This window comes from Ectothiorhodospira lacustris (assembly GCF_022227785.1).
GTDB classification, from domain to species: Bacteria; Pseudomonadota; Gammaproteobacteria; order Ectothiorhodospirales; family Ectothiorhodospiraceae; genus Ectothiorhodospira; species Ectothiorhodospira lacustris.
In genome coordinates this window covers 1-18,802 of the sequence record NZ_JAJNQM010000042.1, presented here as the reverse complement: position 1 = coordinate 18,802, position 18,802 = coordinate 1, and the positions used below count along the sequence as shown (strand labels likewise).

15 protein-coding genes are annotated in these 18,802 nt (G+C 63.6%); 3 read left to right on the top strand and 12 right to left on the bottom strand.

Features of this window, described 5'->3' with window-relative positions; all coding sequences use genetic code 11:
- Positions 1–2 precede the first annotated feature (2 nt).
- Both LQ952_RS09570 and LQ952_RS09565 read left to right on the top strand, forming a co-directional pair.
- The gene (locus LQ952_RS09570; RefSeq protein ID WP_238622436.1) at positions 3–1,844 is read left to right on the top strand and encodes an asparagine synthetase B family protein; all 1,842 of its coding nucleotides are present in this window, start codon (positions 3–5) and stop codon (positions 1,842–1,844) included.
- Positions 1,845–2,153: 309 nt separating this feature from the next.
- Positions 2,154–2,939 (top strand): PEP-CTERM sorting domain-containing protein, encoded by a 786-nt coding sequence (locus tag LQ952_RS09565; RefSeq protein WP_238622435.1) that lies wholly within the window; start codon positions 2,154–2,156, stop codon positions 2,937–2,939.
- 94 nt (positions 2,940–3,033) lie between these two features.
- On the opposite strand, the gene LQ952_RS09560 is transcribed toward LQ952_RS09565, so the two are convergent.
- On the bottom strand, positions 3,034–3,804 hold the full coding sequence (locus LQ952_RS09560) for a class I SAM-dependent methyltransferase (protein ID WP_238622434.1): 771 nt from the start codon (positions 3,802–3,804) through the stop codon (positions 3,034–3,036).
- Between the two features lie 121 nt (positions 3,805–3,925).
- Here LQ952_RS09560 and LQ952_RS09555 point away from each other — a divergent pair, with 121 nt between their 5' ends.
- On the top strand, positions 3,926–5,002 hold the full coding sequence (locus tag LQ952_RS09555) for a 3-deoxy-7-phosphoheptulonate synthase (RefSeq protein WP_238622433.1): 1,077 nt from the start codon (positions 3,926–3,928) through the stop codon (positions 5,000–5,002).
- Between the two features lie 276 nt (positions 5,003–5,278).
- Here the strand turns inward: LQ952_RS09555 and LQ952_RS09550 are convergent, their stop codons facing one another.
- The 11 genes from LQ952_RS09550 to LQ952_RS09500 all read right to left on the bottom strand — a co-directional run.
- On the bottom strand, positions 5,279–7,171 hold the full coding sequence (locus tag LQ952_RS09550) for an XrtA/PEP-CTERM system amidotransferase (RefSeq protein ID WP_238622432.1): 1,893 nt from the start codon (positions 7,169–7,171) through the stop codon (positions 5,279–5,281).
- A gap of 5 nt (positions 7,172–7,176) precedes the next feature.
- Positions 7,177–8,334, bottom strand: a complete 1,158-nt coding sequence (locus tag LQ952_RS09545) for a TIGR03088 family PEP-CTERM/XrtA system glycosyltransferase (protein ID WP_238622431.1) — start codon at positions 8,332–8,334, stop codon at positions 7,177–7,179.
- Positions 8,331–9,938, bottom strand: coding sequence for an exosortase A (gene xrtA, locus LQ952_RS09540; protein WP_238622430.1), 1,608 nt, complete (start codon positions 9,936–9,938; stop codon positions 8,331–8,333). Before xrtA ends, LQ952_RS09545 begins: the two co-directional genes overlap by 4 nt.
- Positions 9,935–11,149: a TIGR03087 family PEP-CTERM/XrtA system glycosyltransferase gene (locus tag LQ952_RS09535; RefSeq protein WP_238622429.1), complete on the bottom strand. Its 1,215-nt coding sequence runs from the start codon at positions 11,147–11,149 to the stop codon at positions 9,935–9,937. The genes xrtA and LQ952_RS09535 overlap by 4 nt, the downstream gene beginning before the upstream one ends.
- Positions 11,146–12,216: a FemAB family XrtA/PEP-CTERM system-associated protein gene (locus LQ952_RS09530; protein ID WP_238622428.1), complete on the bottom strand. Its 1,071-nt coding sequence runs from the start codon at positions 12,214–12,216 to the stop codon at positions 11,146–11,148. Before LQ952_RS09530 ends, LQ952_RS09535 begins: the two co-directional genes overlap by 4 nt.
- Positions 12,213–13,088, bottom strand: coding sequence for an XrtA system polysaccharide deacetylase (locus LQ952_RS09525; protein ID WP_238622427.1), 876 nt, complete (start codon positions 13,086–13,088; stop codon positions 12,213–12,215). The genes LQ952_RS09530 and LQ952_RS09525 overlap by 4 nt, the downstream gene beginning before the upstream one ends.
- 34 nt (positions 13,089–13,122) lie before the next feature.
- Positions 13,123–14,145, bottom strand: a complete 1,023-nt coding sequence (locus LQ952_RS09520) for an XrtA/PEP-CTERM system-associated ATPase (RefSeq protein ID WP_238622426.1) — start codon at positions 14,143–14,145, stop codon at positions 13,123–13,125.
- 8 nt (positions 14,146–14,153) lie between these two features.
- The gene (locus LQ952_RS09515) at positions 14,154–15,542 is read right to left on the bottom strand and encodes a TIGR03016 family PEP-CTERM system-associated outer membrane protein (RefSeq protein WP_238622425.1); all 1,389 of its coding nucleotides are present in this window, start codon (positions 15,540–15,542) and stop codon (positions 14,154–14,156) included.
- A complete protein-coding gene (locus LQ952_RS09510) occupies positions 15,539–16,552 on the bottom strand; it encodes an XrtA-associated tyrosine autokinase (protein ID WP_238622424.1) in 1,014 nt (337 codons plus the stop codon). Before LQ952_RS09510 ends, LQ952_RS09515 begins: the two co-directional genes overlap by 4 nt.
- The gene (locus tag LQ952_RS09505) at positions 16,549–18,111 is read right to left on the bottom strand and encodes an XrtA system polysaccharide chain length determinant (protein WP_238622423.1); all 1,563 of its coding nucleotides are present in this window, start codon (positions 18,109–18,111) and stop codon (positions 16,549–16,551) included. The genes LQ952_RS09510 and LQ952_RS09505 overlap by 4 nt, the downstream gene beginning before the upstream one ends.
- Before the next feature lie 164 nt (positions 18,112–18,275).
- On the bottom strand, positions 18,276–18,802 hold a 527-nt coding region (locus LQ952_RS09500), incomplete at its 5' end, for an XrtA/PEP-CTERM system exopolysaccharide export protein (protein WP_238622422.1).

Sequence of the window (18,802 nt, the reverse complement as noted above, 5' to 3'; positions counted from 1 at the left end):
TCATGCCCCATTATGCACCCGCCATGACCGACTCCCCCAACCTGCACGACGTGCATCCAGCCCAGGGCATTGCAGGGGCGCTGACCACGACTGCCGACATCGACGCCGTGATCCGTTCCGCACTGCCCCGGGGACTGGAGGGCGGCGCCCTTGCCAGTCAGGGTCCGGCCTTTTGTGCCGGTACCGGAGGGGGAGTGCTGCAAACCGATGGGCTGATCCTGGCCCTGACAGGCCGGGTGCATCATGGCGACGCTACCAGCGTGGATGCCGTCCTGCAAGCGCTGGCCCGGGATTACCGCCGGCAGGGCACGGCGGCCCTGACCTCGCTCAAGGGAGCGTTCGCGCTGGCGATCCTGGAACCGGAACACAGGCGCGGCCTGCTGGCAGTGGACAAGATCGGCATCCGGCAGCTCTATTACGCCCAGGACGGCACCGGGCTGAGCTTCTGCACCGCCCTGGCCCCACTGGTGGAGGCGGGGCTGGGCGGCGATCTGGATGCCCAGGCGATCCACGACTATGTGTACTGTCATTTCATCCCCAGCCCCCGCAGCATCTACCAGGGCATCCGCAAGCTGCCCGGCGGGCACGTGCTGGAGTGGGAGCGCGGGACGCATCGGGTGCACCCCTACTGGCTGCCCCGCTTTGAGGAAACTCCCGTGGATGTGGCCGGGTCGGGACGTGAGATGCTGGCGATCATCGAGCAGGCGGTGCGTGATGCCGCCGCAGCGCCGGAGGCGCCGCGCACTGCCGCATTTTTGAGCGGCGGCCTGGACAGCTCCACCGTCACCGGGATGCTGGCCAGGGTGAGCGACGAGGCCCATGCCTATTCCATCGGTTTTGATGTGCCCGGTTACGACGAGATGGAATATGCCCGGCTTGCCCGTGGCCATTTCGGGGCCGTCGGGCATGAGTATTACGTCACGCCGGACGACATCACCACTTGGCTGCCTCACGTGGCGGCCGCCTGCGATGAGCCATTCGGCAATTCTTCCGTCCTGCCGGCGTTCCTGTGCGCCCGCAAGGCTCGCGAGGAAGGGGTGGACCTGCTGCTGGCCGGTGACGGCGGGGATGAGCTGTTTGCCGGCAACGAGCGCTATGCCAAGCAGGGGGTGTTCGAGCATTTCAACCGCCTACCCAGCTGGGCCAGACAGACGCTGATCGCGGGCACGGCCCCGCTGGCGCCTCTGCCGCTGCTGCGCAAGGCCCACAGCTATGTCAGCCAAGCACGCATTCCGCTGCCGGACCGGATGGACACCTATGCCTTTCTGGAGCGTCACGATCCTCGGGAGGTCTTCGCGGCGGGGTTCATCGACACGGTGGACCTGCACGCCCCCAGGGATCTGAAGCGGGGCCTGTTTGCGGCGCCGGAAGGCGCTTCCCTGCTCAACCGCATGCTGTATCTGGACTGGCATTTCACCCTGCACGACAATGATCTGGTGAAGGTGAATACCGCCTGCCGGCTGGCCGGGGTGGAGGTGGCCTATCCGATGCTGGCCGAAGACCTGATGATGCTCTCCAACCGGATTCCGTCGGCGCAGAAGCTCAAGGGCAACCAGTTGCGGTGGTTCTACAAGCAGGCCTGCAGGGATTTTCTGCCGGAGGCCATCATTCACAAGAAGAAGCATGGTTTCGGCCTGCCTTTCGGCATCTGGCTACGGGACCACCCGCCCCTGCGGGATCTGGCCCTGGATGCATTGACCCGCCTCAAGGGGCGGGACATCATCCGGCCCGAGTTCATCGATGAGCTGATCCGCCTGCACCGGGACAAGCACGCCGCCTATTACGGGGAGCTGGTGTGGGTGCTGATGGTGCTGGAGCTGTGGCTGGCCGGACGCCGGCCTTGAGTGTAAAAAATTCCGACACCACCCCCGCCTTCATCGTCCGGCCTCCGCATGGCCCCCCAAAAACGAGGGCAGGCCTGGGGGCTGGGCGCGGTTTATTAGCCATTTTCTGCCTTGAAAAGCCGCATCATGGGGTCTTTCTATCCTGACAGGCAGAAACGTCGGATTTCTTTACAATATCAAGACTAAAAGCTTGAAGCATTCCGCATAAAATCGCATCCGGAGGCCATTACATCACTTATGGCACGATTAGTGCGTTATTGATTGGCATGCAGTTTTCACCGCGCGTTTTTCGTGAAGGATACGATTTCGATGAACACATCCCACAAGAAGAACAACACACTGAAGCACCTGGTCACGGCACTGCTGGTCGGCGCCGGCGTCCTGGTGGGCACGGCTCAGGCTGCGGTCATTACCTTGACGCCGGGGGAAGGCTCCGGGGTGACGCTGTCCAACTCCAATCTCACAGCACCGAATCGCCTCAGTTTCTCGGATCTGGGGTGGAATAATACATTCACTGTGAACACGGAAACCAAAGAGATCAGTGGTCTGGAGAGCCTTTTCAAGGTCAGCGCGGCAGATAGCGGGTCTACATGTTATATCTCTATTTTGGGACTCTGCTTGGGCCAGAATTATGGCCCTAAGAGCTTTTCCACCGACATCACGATCAATCTGGTGGTTGATGAAGCCCCCTATGAGGCGTGGATCGGAGCATACAGTGTGACCGGGACGCTTTCTTACGCCAGGCATGATAATGAATGGAGTTGGGCCAAATTCGGTTTGAACGGCTACGACACCAAGCAGTCAGACCTCGTCTGGCACAGCGAGATGCTCATCGGGGACCTGAACGGCAACCATGTCCAGCTCGGTTTCAACAACCTGACGAATTTCCACGGTCAGGGCTGGCAGTACGTGACCCCGACGGTGACAAGCGCTTCTGCCAACCCACCGTCCACCGGCACTGCCTCCGGCCCGTCCAACGAACCGGCGGATAACGGCACCCCTGTCACCGCCGTTCCCGAACCCGGCATGCTGGCCCTGTTCGGTGCCGGCCTGCTTGGCGCAATGGGCTTCCTGCGGCGCAGACGCGCCATCTGATCCTTGCCCGTCGTAGCAAGGCTCTCCCCTCACCCCAACCCCTCTCCCGCAAGGGGAGAGGGGCTTACCTTCCCCCACGGATTGGGAACTGGTCTTACCCCCTTCTCCCCTCGGGGGAGAAGGGCCGGGGATGAGGGGAACGTTTGGCGGACACCAGGATGGCGTGGCTGAGCAGGCTGCCCAACCCCGGAACGGCCCGGATCAGCCGCCGCATCCAGGGCCTTTCCAGCAACGACTGATACCGCTGCAGACGCCCCGGCAGGATGGGGATCCAGTGCACCCGCACCTCCGTGGCCCCTTCCCGTTCCAACCAAGCGACAAGATCACCGACCCGGTCGTACCGAAGACCCGGTGCACGCCCCGTCAATCGGGCCACCAGACACCGGATCCGGGTGGTCAGGCAGTCACGGTTCAGAGCGTCTATCCAGACCTGTCCACCCGGTCGGGTGGCATGCACCAGCTCCCGCACCGCCTGCTCCGGCCGTGACAGGGCCTGCATCACACCAAAGCACAGGACACCGTCCAGGGAAGCGGGACGGATCGCAAGCTGCGTCACATCCCCCACGGCCCAGGTCATCGCCACCGGACTGCGTTCCCGGGCCTTTTGTACCGAGGGCAGGGAATAGTCCATGCCGATGGGACTGACGCCCTGCCCGGCCAGATAACGGGTATAACTGCCGGCCCCGCAACCCACGTCCAGCCACAGGGCCCCCGGCACATCCCCTGGCCAGAGGCGCTGAAAGTTTCTCAGCCGGGCCTCCAGCCCGGACCGCGTCCAGCCGGCGATGTCGGCGTCATCCTGACAGACCGTACCGCGCTGAATGAAGCGCTGACGCCATTGTTCTTCGAATTTTGGGCGGGGCATGAAATCTTCGGGAAAATTCTGGGCGGGCTGATAGTTTGAGGCTTGAAACCGCATTGCACAATGCAATGCATTTTCGCGTTAGACTGTCAAGATTGTCACCCTTTTACGCCGGATTATCCGCATGACCACAGCTCAGACCGAAAACCTCAACATCGCCGCCATGGACTACATGCCCTCCCCCCGGGAGATCAAGGCACAGTTCCCCCTGTCCGATGCCGCGGCCCGCACCGTCCTCACCGGGCGCAAGACCCTGTGCGATATCCTGGATCACCGGGACCCGCGCCTGTTCGTGGTGGTGGGTCCCTGCTCCATCCACGATCCCGAGGCTGGCATGGACTATGCGCGGCGCCTGAAGGCGCTGGCGGACGAGGTATCGGATGTCATGCTGCTGGTGATGCGGGTCTATTTCGAAAAGCCCCGCACCGCCGTGGGCTGGAAGGGATTCATCAACGATCCCTACCTGGATGACACCTTCCGGATCGATGAGGGGATGGCCAAGGCACGGCGCTTCCTGATGGACATCAATGAGCTGGGCCTGCCGGCGGCCACCGAGGCCCTGGACCCCATTGCGCCCCAGTACTACGGCGATCTGATCGCCTGGACGGCCATCGGCGCCCGCACGGCGGAATCCCAGACCCACCGGGAGATGTCCTCGGGCCTGTCCACCCCCGTGGGCTTCAAGAACGGCACCGACGGGGACCTGAGCGTGGCGATCAACGCCATACTGTCAGCCGGCAGTCCCCACAGTTTCCTGGGCATCGGCAATGACGGGCAGTCGGTGATCCTGCGCACCCGGGGCAACCGTTACGGGCATCTGGTGCTGCGCGGCGGCAACGGGCAACCTAACTATGACACCGTCTCCGTGGCCCTGGCTGAGCAGGCCCTGGAAAAGGCGGGAATCCCCCGGAATATCGTGGTGGACTGCTCCCACGCCAATTCCTCCAAGAACCCGGAACTGCAGCCTCTGGTAATGAAGGACGTGTTGCACCAGATTCGGGAGGGTAACCGTTCCATCGTGGGGCTGATGGTCGAAAGCTTCTTGGAGGCGGGCAATCAGCCGCTGACCGCGGATCGCACCCGGCTGCGCTACGGCTGTTCTATCACCGACGCCTGTGTGAACTGGGTGACCACGGAAGAGATGATCCGCAACGGCGCGCAGATGCTGCGGGAGCTGATCGACGATCGTATCTCGGCTTAAAAAGCCTGGACTCCCGCTTTCGCGGGAGTGACGGAAGGAAAGAAAGGGAGTGACGGAAGAAAGGGCGGGAGTGACGGTAATGGGCCAGTCTCGTCATTCCCGCGAACGCGGGAATCCATTCACGGCCCCCGTCATTCCCGCGAACGCGGGAATCCAGTCAAGGATGGGGGGGGCATGGACTCCCGCGTTCGCGGGAGTGACGGAGGAAGGCGGGAGTGACGGAAGAAAGGGCGAGTGACGGAAAAGGGCGGGAATGACGGAAGGGGACGGTGACGCTCAGCCCTCGTTGCGCCGCAAAAACGCCTCGAACATGAACAGGGACCACAGGGGGGCACTGTAATCCCGGCGCCCGCTCACATGGGCATCCACCAGATGCCGGAGGGTGCTCATCTCAAAAAGGCCGGCATCCTGCAACCGGTCGCCGAGGATGGTGTCCTGCAGGCGCTGTTTCAGGGGACCGCGGAACCACTGGTCCAGGGGCACGGCAAAGCCCTGCTTGCGCCGGTACAGGATATCGTTGGGCAGGTGCGGCTCCATGGCCTTCTTCAACAGGTACTTCCCTTCCCCACCCCGGAGCTTGAGCGACGGCGGCAGGCCCGAGATCCATTCCACCAGGGGATGATCCAGGATGGGCACCCGTACCTCCAGAGCATGGGCCATGCTGGCTCGGTCCACCTTGGTAAGGATGTCGCCGGGCAAATAGGTCTTCATGTCCAGGTACTGAACCAGGGACAGGGGATCTTCCACCGGGGCACGGGCGGCGTGGCGGCGCAGCACGTCCACCGCCGTGTGTCCCTTCAGCTGCCGCCGGAAGGCGGGGCTGTAGAGCTTCAGGCGCTGCTCGTCACGAATGACGGCGATGTTGTTGAAATACCCCTCCACCGCGTCTCGGGCCAGGGCCTGAAAGGTGGCGCGGGCGCGGAACATCCGCGGGGCCTGGTCCAGCTTGGGATATATCCGTCCCAGGGTGCCGAACAGGGGACGCCGCAACCCCAGGGGCAGATGATTGCGCACCCGCTCCTCCTGTAGATGGAACCGATAGCGCCGATAGCCGGCCAGGGTCTCATCCCCGCCGTCCCCCGACAGGGCCACGGTGACATCCTGTCGGGCCAGTTCGCAGACCCGGTAAGTGGGCAGGGCCGAGCTGTCGGCAAAAGGTTCGTCGTAGAGATCCGCCAGCCGGTCCAACAGGCTGAAGTCGTCCGGGTCCACCTGCCGCTGCCGGTGGCTGGTGTGATAGCGCTCGGCCACCTGGGCGGCATGGGCGGACTCGTCGTAGCGGGGGTCGCTGAAGCCGATGGAGCAGGTCTTGACCGGGTCGTCCATCAGCCCCGCCATCATGGCCACCACGGCGCTGGAGTCCACGCCGCCGGACAGGAAGGCCCCCAGGGGTACCTCGGCCACCAGGCGGATACGTACCGCTTCGCGCAGGCGTTCCACCAGTTCCTCCATCGCCTGGGCCTCACCCATGGGGGCATGGGGCTGGAACGGCACATCCCAGTATTCCCGCGGCTCCCCCGGTGTGCGGCCCCGCTGCAGCAGCAGGGTGTGGCCGGGGGGCAGCTTGTGTACGCCCTGGTAGATGGTGCGCGGCTCGGGCACGTAGCCATAGGCGAAATATTCGTCCACCGCCCGGGGGTCCAGCGACCGGGGCAGATCCGGGTGGACCATCAGGGCCTTGAGTTCGGAGGCGAAAATGCACTGCCCATTGGGCAGATGGGCGTAGTAGACGGGCTTGATGCCCAGGCGGTCCCGGGCCAGGAACAGGCTTTGGCGGTTGCGGTCCCAGACGGCGAAGGCGAACATGCCGCGGAAGTGACGCACGCAGTCTTCGCCCCATTCTTCCCAGGCGTGGACAATGACTTCGGTGTCGCAATGGGTGCGGAAGGTGTGTCCGGCGGCCTTGAGGGTTTGGGTCAGTGCCGGGAAGTTGTATATCTCACCGTTGTAGGTGACGGCCACGGTATCGTCTTCGTTGAACAGGGGCTGCTGGCCGCTGGAGAGGTCGATGATGGACAGTCGGCGGTGGGCCAGCCCGACCCCGGGTTCCAGGTGGACGCCGCCTTCATCGGGGCCTCGGTGGAACTGGGTCTGGTTCATGCGTTCCAGCAGTCCCCGGTCGATGGGGGCCTGGCCCTGGATGTCGAAGATCCCTGTGATGCCGCACATGTTTTTTATCTCTTGGAGAGTCTGTCATAGACGTTCAGGTAGCCCTGCACCATGGCTTCCAGGCTGTAGCGCTGCTGCGCCCGCTCCCGGGCGGTGCCGCCGTGGGTCCGGGCCAGGGCCATGTCGTCCAGATAGCCGCTCAGGGCGTCGGCCAGGGCATCGGGATCACCGGCGGGGATCAGGGTGCCGGTCCGGCCCGGCTCGATCAGGTCGGGATTGCCCCCCACCGCGGTGCCGATCACCGGCAGACCGGTGGCCATGGCCTCCAATACGGTGTTGCAAATGCCTTCCGCCAGGGAAGGCACCACGCACAGGTCCATCGTCGCCATCAGGTCGGGAATGTCGTCACGGTTGCCGGGCAGCCAGGCCAGGTCGGCAACACCGGCTTCCCGCAGACGGGCCTGCAGCCCCTCCCGTAGGGGGCCGTCTCCGATCATCACCAGACGCAGCCTGCGCTTCAGCCCTTCATCCCGCCTCAGCAGGGCAAGCACGGCCTCCACCAGGATATCCGGGGCCTTGACCGCCTGCATCCGCATGACAGCGCCGATGACAACAGCCTCCGGGGGCGCGAATCCCTCCGGCAGGATGGAGCGGGCCTGGGCCTTGTCCCGGGGTGAAAAACGGACAACATCCACCCCGTTGCAGATATGGTTCAGGCGGGCCGGGGCCACGCTGATCTGCCGTGACAGGTAATCCAGCTGGTGCCGGGACAGGGCAATGTACTGGCCCACCAGGGGCCGGAACACACGGCGCAGGTGCCGGGTTTTGGCCCGGGAGCCGTCCAGATCACCGATGTCCCAGCCATGCTCGCCATGGACACGCCGCCTCACCCCCGCCAGGGCGGCAATGGCCTGGGTCTCCAGGGTGGCCATGTTGCGGGTATGGACAATGTCCGGCCGCAGTCGGCGCAGCAAACGCCAGAGCCGGCCGTGGACCTTGAGGTCCTTGCCCTCCTGCTTGTGCAGGGCATGCAGCGTCACGTCGTCGCGGCGAATGCGGCGACTGAAATCGGTGTAGTCCGTCATGCACACGATGGCATGGCGGTAGCGGTCCGCAGGCATGTGGTTGATCAGGTTGACCAGACCGTTCTCCATGCCGCCCACGTCCAGACGATGAATGATGTGGGCCACCAGCGGTGGTGTACCCCGCGGGCCGTTGGTCATGAGCCTGACTCCGGCCGGTATTCCACGTCAATCAGTCCGGGCATGCGGGTGAGAAATTCCTGCAATACGACACGCCCCTCGTCGGGAGTGAGCTGGAACTCCGTGGTCACAGCCACCAACAGCGAGCCGTCCCGATGGCCACTGAGCCGGGCCCAGGCCTCCAAGAGCTTCACCTCAATGGGGCGGGCGGTGGGACGATCTGCCACCTGGTACCAGTGCCAGACGATGCGCCCGCGATCTCCGGGACCACGCAGGATCGTTTCGCGAACCCCGTGTTGCTCACCGTCAGGCAGGGTCACGCTGCGCCCAGACTCGGAGACCCGGCGCCATGTCACTTCATCGTAGATCAGATTACCGTAGGTGACGAGTTCCGTACCGGCCTGGCTGTGATGATAGTGGGATAGATGCAGGGCCAGCTCATGCCCGTTTTCAGACCGGTAGGCATGCTGGGATTGATAATCCGGCTCGGCAAACCGGGGCTGCCAGGCGGGCGTCTCATCCTGCCGGGGCGCGGTCCAGCCCATGACCTGGGGCGCCGCCGGATAACGGTCACCGGCCAAGGCCGCCATGCGCTGGTTGATCCCCAGTTCGGCCAGGGGCGCCATGACCAGCACCACGGCCGCCAGGGTCAGGGGCAGGAACACGGGAGAGGCGGCTGCCTTGGAGGGTGACATCTCATCCTTCATCATTGCCCGGCGCTGGTCCTCAGGCTGCGGGAGATCATCCTCCCGGAACAGGCTGCCCACCCAGAACAGCAGGAACATCACCACGCCGAAGAACAGCCACCCGTAGATCAGGTGGTCCACTCCCACGGCGTGCTCCATGTCGGTCCAGTGAGCGATCATGATGATGCCGTAGGCCCGCAGGCCATTGGCCACGATGGGAATGACGATGGCAAAGGCCGTGAACACCAGCCGCCGCCAGAGGCTGCGGTAGATCAGATAGGCATAGACCAGCCCGAGGGCGACCGAGGCGATGAGATAGCGGATGCCGCTGCAGACCTCGGCCACCACGAAATCCCCGGCGGGAATGCTGATGTAATAACCTTCCGCGTAGACCGGCAGCCCCGTCAGACGCAGCATGAGCACGGTGAACCAGGCGGTGTAGTCCTGCAGGATGGGGACCAGGAAGCTCCCCACCGGCCAGGCGAAAAAGATATAGGCCAGGGGAAACGTCAGCGCCCGGGAGATGCCCAGTCCCAGAACGGTGATGACCAGGGTGGGCACCATGGCGACCACGACGAAGGTCTGGACCACGGTGACATCGGCGGCTCGAGCCAAGGTCCAGCCCAGCCCCAGGGCGGCGATGAGCAGGATGCCCAGGTAGCTGGGGCGCGGGGTCAGCGCGGCCAGTTGGTGGCGCATGCGCCAGGCCAGGAACAGGCTGATGGGCAGGATGACCATGCCGTGGGCATAGGTATCCGAGTTGAGCCAGATATGCACCAACTTCTGCACGCTGGGCCAGTAGAGGAGCACCATGGCTCCCATGCCTGCGACCAGGAGCCCCAGGGCCAGGGGCCATGACAGGTCCGGAGTCCGGGGGGCTGCCGATGCCGCTGATGCTGCTGATGTGTTTTCAGCCGATGTTGAAATACTGGTGGTCATGGCGACTCCAACAAGGTCACGAACCGCTCCATGTGCTCGGCCCAGCTGTAATGTTCACAGACACAGGCCCGCCCCAGCCGCCCCGGTTCCGGGGACAGGGCGCCGGACAGGACATCGCAGGCCATCCTGGCCAGGGTGACCGGGTCCTCGCTCACCGGCCACTCCAGCCCCTGGCAGGCGCGCAGTCCATCCAGGGCCTGAGGGGTCACCAGCACGGGCTTGCCCATGGCCATGGCCTCCAGCACCTTGTTCTGGATCCCGCGGGCAATCCGCAGCGGTGCCACCGCCGCCTCCGCATGGGCCAGGTAGGGACGGACATCCTTGACCGCGCCTGTGACCTGGATGCCGTCGATCTGCTCCAGTTGCTTGACTTCCCTGGCCGGCCTCGCGCCGACAATGGTGAAACGGGCATCGCCATGTTCCAGCCGCACCAGGGGGAAGACCTCCCGGGCAAACCAGCACACCGCATCCACGTTGGCCCAGTAGTCCATGGCGCCGGTGAAGACCAGATGCTGCTCACCCACGCCGTACGGGCGGGGATACTCACGCGCCGGGCTGAAATAATCCACGTCCACGCCGTTGTCGATGGCATGGACACGACCGGCCGATTCCGGGGCCAGTGTCCTGAACAGGGCGGCTTCCTGCTCACTGACGAAGGCACCTGCATCCGCCAGGGACGCAACGCGCCGCTCGAAGTCCAGTAGGTACCGAGATTCCCGGGCGTAGATCCGGTTCATGGGAAAACGGTGGGAAGCGGCGTACTGGCGCCACTTATCGGAGTCCACATCGACGAAATCCACCACCACCCGGCGACCGGCATGGTCCTCCGGCCGCAGGTACTGGGCCATGGCGGACGAGAAGACCAGGACCCGTCCCACGCCCTGATCCAGGATCCGGCGCACCCATTGCCGCATGGGCCGGCTGTCGTAGTAAGGCTCCGACAGGGGGCGTCCGTCCATGAACCCCCGCAGGCTCGCGAGCTTGGCCAGCGGCGGCCGCAACGGCAGCAGGCAAGTGCTCTCGCACAGGCGGGTGACGTCTTCTTGGTAGCGCCAGTCGTGGGGATCGTCCACGAAAGCACCCAAGTGGATGCGGTAGCGGCCCGCCAGATGCTTGAGTAGGTTGAATGACCGGATCTTGTCCCCCTTGTTGGGCGGGTACGGGATCCGGTGGACCAGATAGAGCAGCGCCGGGCGTGTGGTGTCGTTCATCCCAGGCCTCGGGAGAGACGGGGACCGATGAGGTTGGCCACCGGTGTGGGCAGGCGTTTCCAGGCCTCGATGAAGAGGCGGTACTTGGGATTCAGGGGGTTGATCTCGGGGATGGCGTCCGCCTTCACCAGATGGTACTCGTAGTAGAGCGGCCGGGGCTGGAAGCCCCAGTTCTTCTTGAAGCTGAAGGAGCCGGTGCCCCGCTTGCTGCGACCGTAGTCGAAGCACCGATAACCGGTGGCGCAGGCGTGGCGCATGACTTCCCAATAGAGAAAATCGAATCCGGCCAGTTCCCGGGCCGCGGGCATGCCGCCACCGTAATAGGGCAGCACCTCGTCGCGGAAGCAGAAGCTGAGCACGCTGCTCACCGGCTGGTCCTGATGGGTGACGGTGAGGATCCGGGCATCCTGACCGAAGGTGTCCAGCAGGCACTGGAAATAGCGGCGGGAGAACACGGGGGTGCCCAGGCGACGCACGCTGTCGGCGTAGATGGTAAAGAACGTGGATACGTCATCCTCGAACCCGGACACGAGCCCGTGCTTGATGCCTTTACGCACCATGGCCCGCTGCTTGCGCGGGATCGCCAGCAGGTTGGCTTCTTCCTCCGGCTCGATGGGTTTACGGAAGGTGACGTAGAGATCGTCCTTGCAGGGCCACTGGGGACAGCGGCGCTGGAGATGGCGCAACTCCAGATAATCCACCTGCAGTTCCTCCGCCAGCATCCGGGCCGCCTCGATCAGGGTATCGGCCGTGGCCTCGTCGTCGGCGGCCACGCCGCCGTAGACGCAAAAGGGCATGGAGATGAGGGCATTGCCGAACAGCAGGGTCTTCACATGCCCCAGGGGCAGGATGCCTCGAATCCGGCCGTCCCGTTCCGCATACAGAAAATGGCTGGGGTGCCCGAAGGCCTCCCGGAGTACCCGGCGCCAGCCGCTGCGGTGGAAGAAAGTGGCCTCCGGGCATGCCATGACATAGGCATCCCAGCGGGCCTCGTCAACATCCTCGAGTTGACGGATATTCAGTGCCGTCCGGGCGTCACTGCCCTTGGTCTCCATGACTGCATTCATGCGGGATTCACTGCCTGCTCAAGAAAAATCCGGTCCATGCGTCCCCACTGAAAATCCGACAGCAACCGCTTGAGCCGGCCTTCGGTGCGGGACAGGTTGAGGTAATGACGCACCCGGGTCTTGAGCCCGAGCCCGGTCTGACGGGGTTGCTCGGGGTCGATCTCCCAGGGGTGAAAATAGAACACGGCAGCCTGCCGATCCCGCTGGTTGACCTGCTGGATGGCCCAGCGGGAGATTTCATAGGGCAGCAGGCGGAAATAACCGCCGCCGCCGCAGGGGAGCTTCTTGCCCAGGATCTCCACGGTGGTAACGGGGACCTCCACCAGATCCCCCTGCCCCGGCCGGAAGGAGAAACGGGGGGCCTCGGGCATCCCGTAGAGGTCGTGGTGAACGGGATAGATGCTGGAGCTGTAGCGGTAACCGGTCTCCTGCAGGGTGTCCAGGGTCCATAGGTTGTCGCGGCCGATGGAGTAGCTGGCGGCCCGATAGCCCAGCACCGGGGCGCCCACGGTGTCTTCCAGCAAGGCCCGGGTACGGCTCACGTCCTGGCGGAAGGCCTCGGGGGTCTGTTCCGTGGCCCGGATGTGGGACCAGCCATGGCTGGCGATCTCGTGGCCTTCGGCCTGGGTGCGCCGGACCAGTTCGGGATAGCGTTTTGCCACCCAGCCCAAGTAGAAGAAGGTGGCCTTGGTGTCGTGGTCCGCAAAGAGCTGGAGGATGCGGTCCACGTTGCGTTCCACCCGGCAGGGGAGTTCGTCCCAGGTACCGCGGCAGATGTGGTTTTCAAAGGCGGAGACGTGGAAGTAGTCTTCCACGTCCACGGTCATCGCGTTGCGGATGCCGTGGGTGGGGGCGCGTCCGGCTGTGTTCATGAGGTACTGCCTCCCCTGATTGTCTGCAAGAAGATCACTCCTTCATCAAATGCTTCACTGCCCGCCGCAACAAAGAGATCTCCCGGTAAAAGGACTTCTCCAGGGACTGGATCCGGCTTTCCAGGGCGGATACCCGTAACTCGATGTTGCCCCAGGAATAGTGGGCAGGCAGACCCTGGCCGTCATAGATCCCCCGGTTCATGCTGTCTTCCACCGGCCCGACGCCCACCTCTTCCGAGATGGCGCTGATCTCTTCGCCCAGCTCCCTGGCCACCGTCTGCACCACCTCGGCACTGATCTCGTGGCGCTCCTCCAGAAAGGCATACAGCAACAGCCGATCCGCCAGACTGTTGATGCGTCGGGGGATGCCCTGGGTCTGCCGGTAGACCTCGGCAAAGGCCTCCGCCTCGAAGGCCGGGTCGTTCTTCCAGCCTGCATGTTCCAGCCGGTAACGGATGTATTCCTCGGTCTCTTCCTGTGACAGCGGCGTGAGATGGCAGGCGGCGATGAAGCGCTGGCGAAACTGTTCCAGTTCGGCCATCTGCAGGGTACGCCGGAACTGGTTCTGTCCCAGCAAAAAGCTCTGCAACAGCGGCCGACCGGCAAGCTGGAAGTTGGACAACATGCGCAGTTCTTCCAGGGCATGGGGCGGCAGGTTCTGGGCCTCGTCGATCACCAACAGAACCCGCTTGCCTTCCCGGGACTTGTCCACCAGGAAGCGCTCGATGCGGGTGAGCAGGTTGGCCTTGCTGTCACTGCCCACCTGCATGCCGAAGGCCATGGCCACCATGCGCAGCAGGTCATCGGCATGGAGCTGAGTGGTCACGATCTGAGCAGCGAAATAGTCCCGTTCGGAGATGTCGTTGAACAGCATGCGTACCAGGGTGGTCTTGCCCGTCCCCACGTCCCCGGTGATGGCAATGAACCCCTCTCCCTGGCTCAGACCGTATCGCAGATAGGCCAGGGCCCGCTTATGGATGCGACTGCCGAAAAAGAACTGGGGATCGGGGCTGAGCTGGAAGGGCTTGCGGTCTAGGTTGAAATAGGCTTCGTACATGGGGGGCCCTAGAAGGTCCTGCTCAGGGTGGCGGTGATACGGTTCTCCTGGTACTCGAAACCTTCCTGGTTGGAGTCACGCTCCTGGTAGCGGTATTGCAGCGTAGCCGATGTGGAAGGCCCCAGGGTGCGGCTGACGCCCAGACTCACGTTCCACAGGTCGTCCTTGCGGCTGTCCAGGTCGTAATCGGATCGCTGCCACTGGGATGACAGGGTAGCCTGGGTACGCGGGGCGACCCGCCAACCCAGGTTGGCGCTGACGCTGTTGATTTCCTGATCGCCCCGGTCCGTCTGGTAGAGACGCTCTTCCAGGGCGGCCGCAAGCCCCCAGGAAAGCTTGGAACGCTGTCCCGCCACCGAGATGTTGAGACGCTTGGAGATGTAGGCGTCCGTGCCATCAGGCAAATTGGCGTCGTCATCGAACTCATCCTCCACGGGCGTGAAGGCTCGGGCCAGGGACGTGATCGATTCCGAGTAATTCACCTGCCAGGTGGCATGCCGAAAGCGATGGCTGAAGGTCAGGCCGTAGGTATCATCGAAGAAGCGTTCACCGTAAAAGGCGTCCAGGCTGGTGCGAGGTCCCGGCAACCAGGTGAATCCCGCGCGCCAGAAGTTATCGTCCGGATCCACCGTTCCGGCGGCCCGGTTGTACTCGTTACGTTCTTCACCGCCCGCCGCATAGACACTGAACTGAGGGCTGATGTTCAATCGAACCAGGGCCTCCAGGGATTCCAGAGTGACATCGGTGCCGTCGTCATAGGTGGACTCGTCCCAACTATAGGACAGGGTCCAGGCCACCGTAGTGAACTGAGGACCACTGTTCAGCGAGGCCTGAATCCGCTGGTTCTCACTGTTATTGCCGGTGATGCCTCCAGACTGATAGTCCACCTGGTCCCAGGCGTAACGCAGTTCCCCCGTGGCAAAACTGCCGAAGCCCTGGCGCCAGTAGGGGGACACGGAATAGCGGGCCACGTCGGAACGATCAGTGGTGGAGATGTTGTCACCGGCAAAACCGTCCCTGGAATCCCTCAACTGCTGCCCGTAACTGGCCGATGCATCAAGGAACAGGGTCTCACGGATCAGGGTGGTGGTGCTGGTACCCGCGAACTGATGATAGACGGTATTGCGACCGTCATCCTCCCAATAGGCCAGGCTCTGCAGGTTGTAGCCCAGGGAGAGGTCGGTACGTCCGCCGGCGCGCTGCAATGAAAAGCCGGTATTGAGTTGGGAGACCGAATCACTTTCCTTGTCTTCCCCGCGAGCGGCCAGATTCACGTTGTCCGTATAGGTCTGGGACACGGAGACACGGGGCGTGAAGTCCCAGCTCCCGGCCTGAACGGCGCCGGCATGCACCAGCGCCAGGGATCCTAACAGGGTGCCGAACGGGGTGATCTTCATGCCGGGGTTTCCTTGGCGGTATCGGACTTGCCGTGGTAACCATAGCCGTACCCATACCCATACCCGTAGTTGCCCAGGGTGCGGCGGACCTTGTTCAGTACCAGCCCGATGGGCTTGGAGCTATCCAGCATGGCCAAGGCATCCTTGACCGAGCTTTGCAAGGTGCGGCTGGATTCGACCACGAACACGATCTGCCCCACCAGGCCTGCCACCACCACCGACTCACTGGTCATGAGCAGCGGTGGGGAATCGAAGATCACCACGCGGTCCGGATAACGGTCCGCCAGTTCCCGGGTGAGGCGGAGCATCTCTTCGCTGGCCAGCAGCTCATTGGAATGGGGGTGGTAACGCCCCATGGGGATGACCCGCAGCTTGGGGATGTTGGTCTTGATGATGACGTCACCCACATCCAGGTCTTTGTCCAGCAGCAGGTCGATCAGCCCAGGCCCCTGGGGGGTGCCCAGGACCTGGTGGACTCTGGCCCGGCCCACGTCGGCATCCACCAGCAGCACCGTCTTGTCCATTTCCATGGCGATACTCATGGCCAGGTTGATGGCGGTGAAGGTCTTGCCTTCGCCCGATTTGGCGCTGGTTACCATGATCAGATTGCCGTGTTTGACCAGTTCTGCACCTCGCCCGAAGGCATTAGCCAGCAACGGGCGCTTGATCATGCGAAATTCTTCCGAAGCATGATTGCGTTCGGAGTTCGCGGTGATGAAGCCCTGCTCGCGCAGGTGGGCCAGATCCAGCTCCACATACCGGTCCGAGGTGAGATCCACGTCCGGCGGCGGAGGGGGAATGTCCGGCAAGGGCTCAAAGGGCGGCATTGTGACCGCGCGCGCAGAGCCCCGGTCACTATCCTGATCCCTATGGATGGCCTCGCCGGGGTCCGCCGGTCGGCGTGCTTGCACATCGTTTTCCCCGTGGGGCCGGTCCTTGGGGTCGTCCCTGGCCTCCAGTCGACGCACCGCTTTTTCGATGAGGCTCAAATCGGTCTGTTTGTCGCTCATCCCAGCAGCCTCGCAACGATGGACAGGTGAATACCGCCGGCCGCCACCACGGCAAAGTACGCCGCCACCAACAGCCCCCCTACGCCGGCGAAGGATATGAGTTCGATCCGTTCGCGCATGAGCCGCTTCGGGCTGGCGAGCAGACTCACCGTACCCAGTACCGGGAAGCCCGTGACCTTGTTGAGGGAACGGCGGCTGTCGAAGACCGGTCTGAGCTGGCCGATGAGAAAGGCCAGCCCGCCGCCGAGGCCCAGGCCCGCCAGCAGGGCCATGGAGAACATGGCGGGACGGTTGGGGGCGGACGGCGACGCGGGGACCCGGGCCGGCTCGATGACCCGGAACTGTACCTGCTCGCCCCGCTCTTCAACGCTGCGGCTCAGGGTGGCCGACTCCCGGCGGCGCAGGAGCTGCTCATACTGTTCGCGGTTGACGCTGTAGTCCCGATCCAGTCGCGTCATCTCCGCCTCGATATCGGGGATGATGTCCACCAGCCGCTGCAGTTCCTCCACTGCGCCCTGGTGCTGCTGCAGGCGTACCCGCAGGCTGGCGATCTCCACGTCCGCGTTGGACAGGGTCATGCGCATCTGCTGATATACCGGGTTGGTGTCCAGCTGCTCCATGCTGGGGCCGCTCTGGCGGGCCAGGCGGATCTCCTCCTCCCTTTGGGCCTGCAGGTCTTCGATGGTGCGGCGGATACTCTGAATGTCCGGATGTCGCTCCGTGAAGGTCAGCAACAACTCATCCAGGCGCGCCTGAAGAGTCTGGATGCGACCGTCGATGGCGGCAGTGGCCTGAGTGGTGCGGGTACCGCCCATGATGCCGAAGGTAGGCTCCTCACCTACCAGCTGGCGGCGAATCTCGTCACGACGGTTCTCCGCTTCCCTCAGGCGCAGCTGGGTTTCCTGAAGGAGATTGCGGGCTTGCTGCAGGCGAGAATAGTATCCTCCCTGATCTCCGGGCATCATGCCTGCGTTGTCACGACGAAAGTCCGCCAGGCGCCGCTCCGCGGCAATCAGTCGTTCCTCATATTCCCGGATTTGCTGATCCAGAAAACGCCGTGCCACATCGGTATCCGTCCGGGAATCCCCCAACGCCCCTTCCACAAAACGGTTCAGCAACGCCTGGACCACGTCATAGGCATGCTGTGGATTACCGTGGGTGTAGGCGATGGTATAGACGTTGTCCTGACGCCCGGCAGAGATGCTGATGCCGCTGCGCAGCCGCCCGACGATCCGCTGCATGTCGGCATCGGTATGGGCTTGGAGGTGCAGATCCGTGGCTCGGGCCACCTCTTCCAGATTGGGGCCGGTGAGCATGGTGCGGGTCATGAAGGCCACCCGCTGGGAGACGTTGGTGTCCACCGCCAGCCCCCGAAGCAGGGGACGCAGCATGGAATCCGTATCCACATGCACCTGGGCGGATGAGCGATACTGATCCGGAATCTGGGAGACATGGAGCCAGCCGGCCAAGCTCACCACCCAGGCGACCACCAGGACCACCCAGCGATAACGCCAGATATCACGCAAGTAGCCCAGAATCTGAGAGATGATTTCCTGCATGGCGGTCTCCTCGCCTTCGCATACCGCACAACACTGATCCGGCATGCGTATTACTGAAGCGTGCAGATTGGCTCAGGACGGCGTCACCCTGTAAGTCCGGCTCGACCTGAAAGCCGGGGATGACGCCGCGCTACCCCCACCTGCGGGACAGATCGTGTATTTATTTAGAACCAGGACTCGGGAATGATGAGGATATCGCCGGGCAGCACGGCCACATTGGCCTGGATATCCCCCCTGTTGATCAGGTCATTGATACGGACCCTGAATTGCTGAGCCTCCCCGTTGATGTTGCGCACGATGGAGGCACGGTTGCCGGCAGCAAATTCCGTCACCCCGCCCACGGCGATCATGACATCCAGCAGGGTCATGTTCTCGTTATAGGGGATGGCCTGGGGATTGGCCGCCTGCCCCACCACCCGGATCTGCTGATCGAAGGGTCCGCGGAATCCCGTGACGATCACGGTGACCACCGGGTCACGCACATAGACGGACAGGACTTCTTCCATGTCCCGGGCCAGTTGGGTCGGGGTCTTGTTGGCGGCGGGAACATCTTCGATGAGGGGGGTAGTGATCTTGCCGTCGGGCCGGACCGGCACCGACATGGACAACTCCGGCTGGCGCCAGATAAAGATATTGACGTTATCGCCCGGGCCGATGATGTAATCGGGACTGCCGGCAAACTCCACGGTTT

Excerpts from the sequence above, each read along its gene's own strand:
- LQ952_RS09505 (WP_238622423.1), bottom strand. The coding sequence starts at position 18,111 with ATGCAGGAAATCATCTCTCAGATTCTGGGCTACTTGCGTGATATCTGG.
- LQ952_RS09560 (WP_238622434.1), bottom strand. The coding sequence starts at position 3,804 with ATGCCCCGCCCAAAATTCGAAGAACAATGGCGTCAGCGCTTCATTCAG.
- LQ952_RS09510 (WP_238622424.1), bottom strand. The coding sequence starts at position 16,552 with ATGAGCGACAAACAGACCGATTTGAGCCTCATCGAAAAAGCGGTGCGT.
- LQ952_RS09520 (WP_238622426.1), bottom strand. The coding sequence starts at position 14,145 with ATGTACGAAGCCTATTTCAACCTAGACCGCAAGCCCTTCCAGCTCAGC.
- LQ952_RS09570 (WP_238622436.1), top strand. The coding sequence starts at position 3 with ATGCCCCATTATGCACCCGCCATGACCGACTCCCCCAACCTGCACGAC.
- LQ952_RS09525 (WP_238622427.1), bottom strand. The coding sequence starts at position 13,088 with ATGAACACAGCCGGACGCGCCCCCACCCACGGCATCCGCAACGCGATG.
- LQ952_RS09550 (WP_238622432.1), bottom strand. The coding sequence starts at position 7,171 with ATGTGCGGCATCACAGGGATCTTCGACATCCAGGGCCAGGCCCCCATC.
- xrtA (WP_238622430.1), bottom strand. The coding sequence starts at position 9,938 with ATGACCACCAGTATTTCAACATCGGCTGAAAACACATCAGCAGCATCA.
- LQ952_RS09555 (WP_238622433.1), top strand. The coding sequence starts at position 3,926 with ATGACCACAGCTCAGACCGAAAACCTCAACATCGCCGCCATGGACTAC.
- LQ952_RS09545 (WP_238622431.1), bottom strand. The coding sequence starts at position 8,334 with ATGACCAACGGCCCGCGGGGTACACCACCGCTGGTGGCCCACATCATT.
- LQ952_RS09565 (WP_238622435.1), top strand. The coding sequence starts at position 2,154 with ATGAACACATCCCACAAGAAGAACAACACACTGAAGCACCTGGTCACG.
- LQ952_RS09535 (WP_238622429.1), bottom strand. The coding sequence starts at position 11,149 with ATGAACGACACCACACGCCCGGCGCTGCTCTATCTGGTCCACCGGATC.
- LQ952_RS09530 (WP_238622428.1), bottom strand. The coding sequence starts at position 12,216 with ATGAATGCAGTCATGGAGACCAAGGGCAGTGACGCCCGGACGGCACTG.
- LQ952_RS09515 (WP_238622425.1), bottom strand. The coding sequence starts at position 15,542 with ATGAAGATCACCCCGTTCGGCACCCTGTTAGGATCCCTGGCGCTGGTG.